Source organism: Streptomyces sp. ISL-96 (assembly GCF_018614035.1).
Taxonomy (GTDB): domain Bacteria; phylum Actinomycetota; class Actinomycetes; order Streptomycetales; family Streptomycetaceae; genus Streptomyces.
On record NZ_JAGGPA010000075.1, the window covers coordinates 72121 to 82267 of the forward strand.

Here is a 10147-nt window from a genome sequence, read left to right on the forward strand (position 1 = left end):
GTTGCGTTCAACGCCCTGCGGGGAGCGCCCCGGCACGTCCCCTCCTGGCACCGTGTCCACCGAGGCAGGGCGACGGGGAACCACGGGGCTCGCACGGGGCGAACTCAGCAGCTAGTCCTCCGGCGGGAAGACCACCTCCCCGCTGCCCACCAGCGTGATCGCGATCGCCTCGACCGGGCAGCCCTCCGCCGCCGTCAGCACCTTCGCGTTCGCGTCGAGGTCGGGGTCCGTGGGGTGCGACTGGCGGGCGGTGTCGAGAGTGAAGGCGCCCGGCGCGTGGTTCAGGCACATGCCGGAGCCGATGCACACCGCCCGGTCGACCTCGACGTGCCAGCGGTCTCCCATCACGCCTCCCCGTGGCCGGCGGGGAGGTGGATCATCTTGTGCTCCAGGTACTCGCCGTACCCCTCGGGCCCGAACTCCCTCCCCAGGCCGGAGTTCTTGTAGCCGCCGAAGGGCCCGAGCATGTCGATGCTGAAGGTGTTCACGGAGTACGTTCCGGTCCTGACCCGGCGGGCGATGTCGATGCCGTGGTCGGTGTCGGCGGTCCAGACGCTGCCGCTGAGTCCGTACTCCGAGTCGTTGGCGATCCGCACCGCCTCGCGTTCGTCGTCGTACGGCAGCAGGCAGATGACCGGGCCGAAGATCTCCTCGCGGGCGATACGCATCGAGTTGTCTACCCCGCCGAAGAGGGTCGGCTCGACGTACCAGCCCCGGTCCATGGCGGGTGGACGGCCGCCGCCCGTGAGGATCTTCGCGCCTTCGTCCTGCCCGATCCTGATGTAGTCGAGGGAGCGTTGCTGCTGGCGCTTGGCGACGAGGGGGCCGACCTCGGTGGCCGGGTCGAGCGGGTCGCCGACCTTGAGCGCGCCGGCCGCCGCCACGAACGCCTCGGCGAACTCGTCGTAGCGCGAGCTCGGGGCGAGGATGCGGGTCTGGGCCACGCAGGCCTGCCCGTTGAGCATCCAGGCGAAGGGGACGATCCCCGCTACGGTCGTCGTCAGATCCGCGTCGGGGAGGATGACGGCCGCCGACTTGCCGCCCAGCTCCAGCGTCACTCGGGTGAGGTTGCGCGAGGCGACCTCCATGACGCGCCTGCCCGCCGCGACCGATCCGGTGAACGACACCTTGTCGACGCCGGGATGCCCGACCAGGTACTCGCTGACCTCGCGGTCGGCCGGGATGATCGACAGGACACCCTCCGGCAGCCCGGCCTCGGTGACTATCTCGGCGAGGATGTACGCGTCAAGCGGCGTCTCGGGCGACACCTTGAGTACGGCCGTGCACCCCGCCAGCAGCGCGGGCGCGAGCTTGGCCGCCGCCGTGAACTGCGGGACGTTCCACGGCACTACGGCCGCCACGACCCCGACCGGCTCGCGGCGTACGAGAATCGACCCGAGCACGCCGGTCCGCCGCTCCTCGTACGGGAAGTCGCGCGCGACGGTGATCGTGGCGTCCCAGACCATCATCGCGGCCAGCGCCTGCATCATGATGCTCGCGGTGTACGGCGTCCCGTTCTCGGACGTGATGCTGCGGGCGATCTCCTCGTGCCGTACGGCGATCGCGTCCTTGATCCGCGTGACGACGGCGATCCGCTCGTCGAGCGTCATCCGGGGCCAGGGCCCTTCGTCGAACGCCGTGCGCGCCGCCGCGACCGCGCGGTCGACGTCGGCGCGGGACGCGTGCGGCACGCGGCCGATGACCTGTTCGGTGTGCGGCGAGACGACCTCGATGAACTCGGTCCCCAGCGGATCGGTCAACTCGCCGCCGATGTAAAGCTTCCGGTGCTCCACAAGCTCGGTCATGACTTCTGCCTCCCAGGGGCCCGGGGCCCGCGACGCCTGTCTGGATATCTGACGATGCATCAGAACTGATACCAGTTCCAGTCCGGGGAGTCCATGTCCACGACCTGGCGCCGGTCGAACCTCTTTGCAAAGAAGTCGGCTTGGGCGACTATTGGAACGAGTTCTAGTCCTGTGCGGGGAACGGCTGAGAAACGACTGAGGAACGACTGAGGAATCGGGGATCCATGCCGCAGGTGACCGAGCACGGCGGTGGCGTGTGGTCCATCAAGGTGCCCATCCCGGACAACCCGCTCGGTCACACCCTCGTCCACCTGCTCGACACCGACGACGGGCCCGTCCTGATCGACACCGGCTGGGACGATCCCGCGTCCTGGGACACGCTGGTCGCCGGTCTCGCCGCGCTCGGTACGTCCGTGACCGAGATCCATGGCGTGGTCATCACCCACCACCACCCCGACCACCACGGCCTGTCCGGCCAGGTGCGCGACGCGTCCGGTGCGTGGATCGCCATGCACGCCGCCGACACCGAGGTCGTACGCCGGACCCGCGCCGCGGAGCCCGGCACCTGGCTCGACTACATCACCGCCAAGCTCACCGCCGCCGGCGCCCCCGACGACCACCTCGCCCCGCTCCGCGCCGCCCGCGACTCGGGCCGCATGCGTACGCTCCCCGGCCTCAGGGCCGCCCTCCCCGACCGCGAGATCGTCCCCGGCGACCTGCTCCCCCTCACCGGGCGCCGCCTGCGCGCGATCTGGACGCCGGGGCACACCCCCGGCCACGTCTGCCTCCACCTGGAGGAAACCCACCCGGCCGATCTCCCCGGCAACGGCCGCCTCTTCTCCGGCGACCACCTGCTGCCCGGCATCACCCCGCACATCGGCCTGTACGAGGACCCGGACGACACCACGGTCACCGATCCCCTGGGCGACTACCTCGACTCCCTCGAACGCATCGCCCGCCTGGCCCCCGCCGAGGTTCTTCCCGCCCACCAGCACGCGTTCACCGACGCCCCCGCCCGCGTACAGGAACTCCTCGACCACCACGAGGACCGCCTCACGGGCCTGCGCGCGCTGCTCGCCACCCCCCTCACCCCCTGGCAGCTCGCCGAGCGCATGCAGTGGAACCGCCCCTGGGCGGAGATCCCGTACGGGTCGAGGAACATCGCCGTCTCGGAGGCGGAGGCCCACCTGCGCCGCCTGGTGAAACTGGGGCACGCGGAGGCGGCGGCGGGCGGCGACCCCGTGACGTACGTCGCGACGTAGGGGCGCGGTCGCCGGGGGCGGCCGCCGGTACAGTGTGCGAGTCGTCAGCATGCCGTTCTGGGGGAAGCCGGTGCGAATCCGGCACTGACCCGCAGCCGTGAGCCGCCCCTCGTGGGCGGTGAGTCGGAACGCCCGGTCCGGCATGACTACTGGCTCGGCACCGTCGAGGTATACGGAGCCGGAGCCTGGTGCGTGGTTTTCGCGCGCCCGGGTCCGGCTCCTCAGCAGGAGAGGCCCCACCCGTCATGACCCTTCGCCGCAGCGCAGCCACCGTGCTCGCAGCTTCCGCCGTACTCTGCGCGACCGCGACCACGACGGTGGCCACGACCACGACCGCCGTCGCCGCACCGTCCCCCACGCCCGTGGTTCCCTCGGGGCTCTACGGCGAGAAGGACCCGACGTACGACGGTGTCTGGCGGCAGTCGCTGGCCCTCCTCGCCCAGGACACGGTGGGCGTCAAGCCCGCCGCGAAGGCCGTGAACTGGCTGGTCGGCCAGCAGTGCGACAGCGGCGGCTTCCCGTCCTTCCGCGCCGACGCCGCCGAGCCGTGCACGTCGAAGACGATGGTGGACAGCAACGCGACCGCCGCCGCCGTGCAGGCGCTGAAGGCGCTCGGCGGGCAGGACGCCGCAGTGAAGAAGGGCGTCAGCTGGCTGAAGTCCGTGCAGAATCAGGACGGCGGCTGGGGCTACAGCCCGGGCGGCGCGAGCGACTCCAACTCCACCTCGATCGTGATCGGCGCGCTGGCCGCGACGGGCGAGAAGCCGGCCGAGGTGAAGTCGCAGAAGGACAAGTCGCCGTACGACGCGCTCGTCACGTTCTCGATCCCGTGCGACGCGAAGACGGGCGGCGGCGGTGCGTTTGCATACCAGCCCGACAAGTCCGGCAAGCTCGCGCCGAACGCCGACGCTACGGCGGCGGGTGTACTGGGCGGGCTCGGCCAGGGGCTGGACGCGAAGGGAAAGAAGGACGGCCAGAAGGCGGCCGAGTGCGAGAAGGGCGACAAGCCGGGCACGTTGACGCCCGCGCAGGCCGCAGCGAACGGCGCCGCGTACCTCACCGGCGTACTCGCCAAGACCGGTCACCTCGACACGGCCCCCATGCCCGGCGCCGAGGACGCGAAGCCGCAGCCTGACTTCGGCAACACGGCGGACGCCGTCGTGGCGCTGGCCGCGCAGGGCGGCGCCGAGCAGGCGAAGAAGCCGCTGGAGTGGCTGGAGAAGAACTCCGCGGCCTGGGCCAAGGAGAACGGCCCCGCGGCGTACGCCCAGCTGGTCCTCGCCGCGAACGCGACCGGCACCGACCCGAAGAGCTTCGGCGGCGCCGACCTCGTGAAGGCGCTCAACGCGACCGGCCCGCCGCCCGAGGCCGCCGAGACGAAGGCCGACGAGGAGAAGGACAACAACAACGACGGCGGCTTCGGCACCTGGTGGATCGTGGCGGTCATCTTCGTCGCCAGCGTCGGCGCCGGCATCCTGTTCAGCGGCCGCAAGAAGAAGAACCAGCAGCTGTGACAGTGGTGGTGCGTACGCGGTTGGTACGTACGCGGCTGGGCTCCGCCGTCCTCGCACTCAGCACCGCGCTCGCGGTGCTGAGCGGGGCGGCCGGGTCCGCGCAGGCGACGACGACCGGCTACCGCTACTGGTCGTTCTGGGAGAGCGACGGCGGTGAGTGGACGTACGCCACCCAGGGACCCGCCACCGCCCGGCCCGCCGACGGTGACGTGATCGGCTTCCGCTTCTCGGTGAGCGAGGACTCGCAGGACTCCGCGAAGCCGCGCTACGCGCCGGACTCCTTCGACGCCGTCTGCAACACCAAGACGCCCACCGAGGACGGTTCCAAGGACGGCGCTAAACGAATCGCCGTCGTCATCGACCCCGGTACAGCGGCCGACGCCCCCGACGGCGAGCAGCCCCCCGCACTGCGCACCGCCTGCGCGCGGACCGCTGCGGACGCGACCGCGGCCGACGCGCTCGCCTCGGTGGCGAAGCCGCTGCGCTACGACAGCACAGCGCTGCTTTGCGCGATCTCCGGGTACCCGAAGACGGGCTGCGGTGATCAGGTGGCAGGCCGCGACGACGCTCCCACCACACATAAGCCCACTGAGGACGGCACTGAGGACAGTAACGACAGCGGCCCCTCCGCCGGACTGCTCGTAGGCCTCGCAGCCGTGCTCGCGCTCGGCGCCGCAGGCGTGTGGCAGGCGCGCCGCCGCCGCGGATGACCTCCCTCTCCATGACCCTCCGTGCGCCTGAGGCCAGCCGCAGCAACGCCCTGCATGCCGGGGCCTGGTGGCTGTGGGCGCTCGGCCTGGCCACCGCCGCGTCCCGGACCACCAATCCGCTGCTGCTCGGGATGCTGGTGGGGGTGGCCGGATACGTGGTGGCCGCGCGGCGGACGGATGCGCCGTGGGCGCGTTCGTACGGCGCCTTCGTCAAGCTCGGCCTGCTCGTCATCGGCATCCGCCTCGTCTTCTCGACGTTCCTCGGCTCACCGATCCCCGGCAGCCACACCCTCTTCACGCTCCCCGAAGTACCCCTGCCCGACTGGGCACAGGGCGTTCGGATCGGTGGGCGCGTGACGGCGGAGCAGCTGGTCTTCGCCCTGTACGACGGGGCGAAGCTGGCCACGCTCCTCATCTGCGTGGGCGCCGCGAACGCGCTCGCCAATCCGGCCCGGCTGCTCAAGTCCCTGCCGGGCGCGCTGTACGAGGTGGGGGTCGCCGTCGTCGTGGCGATGACGTTCGCGCCGAACATGGTGGCCGACGTGGTGCGGCTGCGCACCGCGCGCCGCCTGCGCGGCCGGCCGACGGGTGGGGTGCGGGCAGTGCTCCAGATCGGGCTGCCGGTTCTGGAGGGCGCGCTGGAGCGGTCGGTGGCGGTGGCGGCGTCGATGGACGCGCGCGGCTACGGCCGCACCGCCCAAGTCCCGCCCGCCGTACGCCACACGACGACCGCGCTGACGCTGGGCGGGCTGCTGGGTGTGTGCGCCGGGTCATACGGGCTGCTGGCCGCCGAAGGTGCGGCGTACGGGCTGCCGGTCATGGGCGGAGGGCTCGTCGCCGCGCTGGCGGGGCTCCGCCTGGGCGGCCGGCGCAGCGTCCGTACCCGCTACCGGCCCGACGAGTGGGGCGTACGGGCGTGGCTGGTGGCGGGGTCGGGTGCGGCGGTGGGGGCGCTGATGATCTGGGCGGCGGCGTACGACCCGGTGGCTCTGCACCCCGGTGTCGTACCGCTCGTGGCGCCACAATTCCCGCTGTGGCCGGCGGCGTCCGTACTGATCGGCCTGCTACCGGCCTTCGTGGCTCCCGTACCGCCGACGCCCGTACCGCCGCCGACACCCGTACCGCCGGCCGCCCCCGTCCTTCCCCCCGTGAAAGCGATTCCCCAGTGATCCGGTTCGAGAATGTGTCGGTCAGCTACGACGATGCCGCGTCGTCGCCCGCGATCCAGGGCGTCGACCTCACCGTGCCGGAGGGCGAGCTGGTGCTGCTGGTCGGCCCGTCAGGAGTCGGCAAGTCGACCCTGCTGGGCACGGTCTCCGGCCTGGTGCCGCACTTCACGGGCGGCACCTTGCGCGGCCGCGTGACGGTCGACGGCCGCGACACGCGGACCCACAAGCCGCGCGAACTCGCCGACGTGGTGGGGACGGTGGGACAGGACCCACTGGCCCACTTCGTCACCGACACGGTCGAGGACGAGCTGGCGTACGGCATGGAATCGCTCGGCCTCGCGCCGGACGTGATGCGCCGCCGGGTCGAGGAGACGCTGGACCTGCTCGGCCTCGCGGAGCTCCGCGACCGCCCCATCGCCACGCTCTCCGGCGGGCAGCAGCAGCGGGTCGCGATCGGCTCGGTGCTGACCACGCATCCGAAGGTGCTGGTCCTGGACGAGCCGACGTCGGCGCTGGACCCTGCGGCGGCGGAGGAGGTGCTGGCGGTGCTGCAACGCCTGGTCCACGACCTGGGTACGACCGTGCTGCTGGCCGAGCACCGCCTGGAGCGGGTGGTGCAGTACGCGGACCAGGTGATCTTGCTGGCGGGGCCGGGCGAGGCGCCGCGGATGGGGTCGCCGGTCGACATCATGTCCCTCTCGCCCGTGCACCCCCCGGTGGTGGCGCTGGGCCGCCTGGCGGGATGGACCCCGCTCCCCCTCTCGGTACGGGACGCCCGCCGCCGGGCCACGCCGCTGCGGTCACGACTGGCCGACGCTGCCGAGCGGGAACGTGCCGCTGGACGCACGAATCCAGCCCGTCCGGCGTTTGAGGACACGCCCGAAGGGCGTCCGGGGGACCAGGAGCCGAGCAAGCCCACTGCCCAACACCATCCAGCCCGTCCGGCGCTTGAGGACCGGGGGTCTGGGGGCGGAGCCTCCAGTTTCGGGAAGGGGCGGGTAGGGGAAGAACTCGCCCGCCTGCTGCGCCGCCCCCGCACCGCACCGGCCCCCGCCGAAGCCACCAGCACCGGCACCGCCCCCCGCGCAGCCGTAGCCACAGTCACCAACCTCGGCATCCGCCGCGCCCGCGTAGAGGCCCTCCGCCGGGTCACACTGACCGTGTCCCGGGGCGAAACCGTCGCCCTCATGGGCCGCAACGGCGCCGGCAAGTCCACCCTCCTCTCCGCCCTGGTCGGCATGATCGAGCCCACCACCGGCACCATCACCGTCGGCGGCCGCACCCCCCACCGCACCCGCCCCCAGGACATGGTCCGAGAGGTCGGCCTCGTCCCGCAGGAGCCGCGGGATCTGCTGTACGCCGACACCCTCGCCGCCGAGTGCGCGGCAGCCGACAGCGACGCCGGCGCCGACCCCGGCACCTGCCGTGCCCTGGTCGCCGAGCTCCTCCCCGGCATCCAGGACGACACGCACCCCCGCGACCTGTCCGAGGGCCAGCGCCTCGCCCTCGCCCTGGCCCTCGTACTCACCGGACGCCCCCCACTCCTCCTCCTCGACGAGCCGACCCGCGGCCTGGACTACGCGGCGAAAGCCCGCCTGGTAGGCCTGCTGCGGGGCCTGGCCGGCCAAGGCCACGCGATCATCCTCGCCACCCACGACGTCGAGCTCGCCGCCGAACTGGCGCACCGCGTCGTGATCCTCGCCGACGGCGAGGTGGTCGCGGACGGCCCGACGGCCGAAGTGGTCGTCTCCTCCCCCGCTTTCGCCCCGCAGGTGGCGAAGATCCTCGCCCCGCAGAAGTGGCTGACAGTCACGCAGGTACGCGCCGCACTCGGCGGGACGACAACATGAGCACCCCAAAGCCCGTACGCCTCGGCCCCCGCTCCGTCGCCGCACTCCTCCTCATCAGCGCGATCGGCGTGATCGCCTTCGGCTGGCCACTGCTCGCCGACCCCGACTCCGGGCTCGCCCGCAACCACTCCCAGGACGCCCCCTGGCTCCTGGCCGCCCTCCTCCCCCTCCTCGTCGCGGTAGTCGTGGCGACGATCGCCGACGCCGGGCTCGACGCGAAGGCCGTCGCGATGCTGGGCGTACTGGCCGCCGTCGGCGCGGCGCTGCGTCCGCTCGGCGCGGGGACGGCCGGCCTGGAGCCGATGTTCTTCCTGATGGTGCTGAGCGGCCGCGTCCTGGGCCCCGGCTTCGGTTTCGTACTCGGCGCGGTGACGATGTTCGCGTCGGCGCTGCTCACGGGTGGCGTCGGGCCGTGGATGCCGTTCCAGATGCTGTCGATGGGCTGGTTCGCGATGGGCGCGGGCCTGCTGCCGGGCGCGGAGCGCCTGCGCGGCCGGGCGGAGCTGGTGATGCTGGCGGCGTACGGGTGCGTAGCCGCCTTCTTCTACGGCACGGTCATGAACCTCCAGGGCTGGACGTACATCGGCGGCCTCTCGACCGGCGTCTCCTTCCAGCCCGGCGACCCGCTCCACGAGAACCTGGCCCGCTTCCTCGCGTACTGCCTCGCCACATCCCTCGGCTGGGACCTTGGCCGGGCCGTGCTCACGGTCGTACTGACCCTCACCATCGGCGCGACCCTCCTCAAGGCGCTGCGCCGGGCCACGCGGCGTGCGGCCTTCGAGGCCCAGGTCACATTCGAGGGCCCGCAACGCTGACCCGGCGGTGAGAGGGCCCACAGGACCTTGGTCCTCGACTAGGCGGGATAGTAACCCTCCGCCCCCGCCGCAGACCGCTCCCTCAGCGCGCTGACCTGCACAGACAGCCTCTAGCGCACCACAGGCCGTTATGCCCGATTTGCCAGTTCTGCTAGTAAGAGGGGTGATTGCGGCACGGCTGCGGGGCTGCTTCATTGGAGCAGTCGCCGGGCGCAGTACGCCAGTCGCCACCGGCCCGCCCGCGACATTCCCCCGTACCCGACGTTAGGCAGCCGCGTGTCGTTCCCGATCGTCAACCGCCTCATCGCTCGCCCCACCAAGTCCGTCGCCGCCGGCGCCGCCGTGCTGCTCGGCTCAATGGGTGGGGTGGTCGTGGGTGGCGGCATCTCCGAGGCCAAGGCCGAGACCGTTGCCGCTGTCACTGCCGCGAGCCCGCAGAGCGTCGCCAAGCAGATGATCCCGGACGCCGCCCAGTACGCGTGTTTCGACAAGATCGTCGAGCACGAGAGCGGCTGGAACCCCCAGGCCAGCAACGCCTCGTCCGGCGCGTACGGCCTGGTCCAGGCCCTGCCCGCCTCCAAGATGTCCTCCGCTGGCGCGGACTGGAAGACGAACCCGGCCACCCAGATCGAGTGGGGCCTGGACTACATGAACGAGCGCTACGGCAGCCCCTGCGACGCCTGGAGCTTCTGGCAGTCCAACGGCTGGTACTGATCCACTGATCGTTCGGCATCGGGGGGCGGGGGGCGGGGGCTCTGGTGGCCCCGGGGCGTTGATCGCATCTGCCGATGGGGGCCGCCACACGTAAGTGTGGCGCCGAAGGCCCGCCGGTAAAGGGCGCTCCTACGTCGCGTCGCCTGCGGCGATTGCGCTCCGCTTCACCCTTGACCGTCGCCCCTCCGCCGCAATGCTTCTGGGGGGCGGCCCCCGGGGGGAGCCCACGGGAAAGGCCCGGCGATTGGCCGCTGTCTCGCTGCCGCCCGAGGGTGTGTGGGTGGGGTGCATGAGCTCTAGGCCCGGAC

The 10147-nt window shown here is 72.1% G+C and carries 9 protein-coding genes and 1 riboswitch; of the genes, 7 read left to right on the plus strand and 2 right to left on the minus strand.

The genetic code is table 11. The annotated features are described in order from the left end of the window. Positions 1 to 111: 111 nt before the first annotated feature. Together J7E96_RS33920 and J7E96_RS33925 are read right to left on the minus strand one after the other, a co-directional pair. Positions 112 to 345: a ferredoxin gene (locus J7E96_RS33920; protein WP_215137227.1), complete on the minus strand. Its 234-nt coding sequence runs from the start codon at positions 343 to 345 to the stop codon at positions 112 to 114. Continuing rightward, positions 345 to 1805, minus strand: coding sequence for an aldehyde dehydrogenase (locus tag J7E96_RS33925; RefSeq protein WP_215137229.1), 1461 nt, complete (start codon positions 1803 to 1805; stop codon positions 345 to 347). The genes J7E96_RS33920 and J7E96_RS33925 overlap by 1 nt, the downstream gene beginning before the upstream one ends. Positions 1806 to 2029: 224 nt before the next feature. Here J7E96_RS33925 and J7E96_RS33930 point away from each other — a divergent pair, with 224 nt between their 5' ends. The 7 genes from J7E96_RS33930 to J7E96_RS33960 all read left to right on the plus strand — a co-directional run bounded on the left by J7E96_RS33930 (position 2030) and on the right by J7E96_RS33960 (position 9839). Then, positions 2030 to 3067 carry an MBL fold metallo-hydrolase gene (locus J7E96_RS33930; protein ID WP_215137232.1) on the plus strand — a complete coding sequence of 346 codons (1038 nt, stop codon included), beginning with the start codon at positions 2030 to 2032 and terminating at the stop codon, positions 3065 to 3067. A 60-nt stretch (positions 3068 to 3127) separates the two neighbouring features. Next, positions 3128 to 3201, plus strand: a riboswitch (cobalamin riboswitch). A gap of 111 nt (positions 3202 to 3312) precedes the next feature. Further along, on the plus strand, positions 3313 to 4581 hold the full coding sequence (locus J7E96_RS33935) for a prenyltransferase/squalene oxidase repeat-containing protein (protein ID WP_215137234.1): 1269 nt from the start codon (positions 3313 to 3315) through the stop codon (positions 4579 to 4581). Then, positions 4578 to 5291, plus strand: a complete 714-nt coding sequence (locus tag J7E96_RS33940; protein WP_374196750.1) for an SCO2322 family protein — start codon at positions 4578 to 4580, stop codon at positions 5289 to 5291. Before J7E96_RS33935 ends, J7E96_RS33940 begins: the two co-directional genes overlap by 4 nt. 11 nt (positions 5292 to 5302) lie before the next feature. Beyond that, positions 5303 to 6460: an energy-coupling factor transporter transmembrane component T gene (locus tag J7E96_RS33945; protein WP_251070820.1), complete on the plus strand. Its 1158-nt coding sequence runs from the start codon at positions 5303 to 5305 to the stop codon at positions 6458 to 6460. Beyond that, entirely contained in the window at positions 6457 to 8310 is a 1854-nt protein-coding gene (locus J7E96_RS38335) for an ABC transporter ATP-binding protein (RefSeq protein WP_215137236.1), read from the plus strand. The genes J7E96_RS33945 and J7E96_RS38335 overlap by 4 nt, the downstream gene beginning before the upstream one ends. Beyond that, positions 8307 to 9125, plus strand: a complete 819-nt coding sequence (locus tag J7E96_RS33955) for an ECF transporter S component (RefSeq protein ID WP_215137238.1) — start codon at positions 8307 to 8309, stop codon at positions 9123 to 9125. The genes J7E96_RS38335 and J7E96_RS33955 overlap by 4 nt, the downstream gene beginning before the upstream one ends. 357 nt (positions 9126 to 9482) lie before the next feature. Next, positions 9483 to 9839: a transglycosylase SLT domain-containing protein gene (locus J7E96_RS33960; RefSeq protein WP_215137266.1), complete on the plus strand. Its 357-nt coding sequence runs from the start codon at positions 9483 to 9485 to the stop codon at positions 9837 to 9839. The last annotated feature ends 308 nt before the right edge of the window (positions 9840 to 10147 follow it).

Bases quoted from the DNA above. Each gene is read 5' to 3' on its own strand.
- J7E96_RS33955 (WP_215137238.1), top strand. From the start codon at position 8,307: ATGAGCACCCCAAAGCCCGTACGCCTCGGCCCCCGCTCCGTCGCCGCA.
- J7E96_RS33945 (WP_251070820.1), top strand. From the start codon at position 5,303: ATGACCCTCCGTGCGCCTGAGGCCAGCCGCAGCAACGCCCTGCATGCC.
- J7E96_RS33935 (WP_215137234.1), top strand. From the start codon at position 3,313: ATGACCCTTCGCCGCAGCGCAGCCACCGTGCTCGCAGCTTCCGCCGTA.
- J7E96_RS33930 (WP_215137232.1), top strand. From the start codon at position 2,030: ATGCCGCAGGTGACCGAGCACGGCGGTGGCGTGTGGTCCATCAAGGTG.
- J7E96_RS33925 (WP_215137229.1), bottom strand. From the start codon at position 1,805: ATGACCGAGCTTGTGGAGCACCGGAAGCTTTACATCGGCGGCGAGTTG.
- J7E96_RS33960 (WP_215137266.1), top strand. From the start codon at position 9,483: ATGGGTGGGGTGGTCGTGGGTGGCGGCATCTCCGAGGCCAAGGCCGAG.
- J7E96_RS33920 (WP_215137227.1), bottom strand. From the start codon at position 345: ATGGGAGACCGCTGGCACGTCGAGGTCGACCGGGCGGTGTGCATCGGC.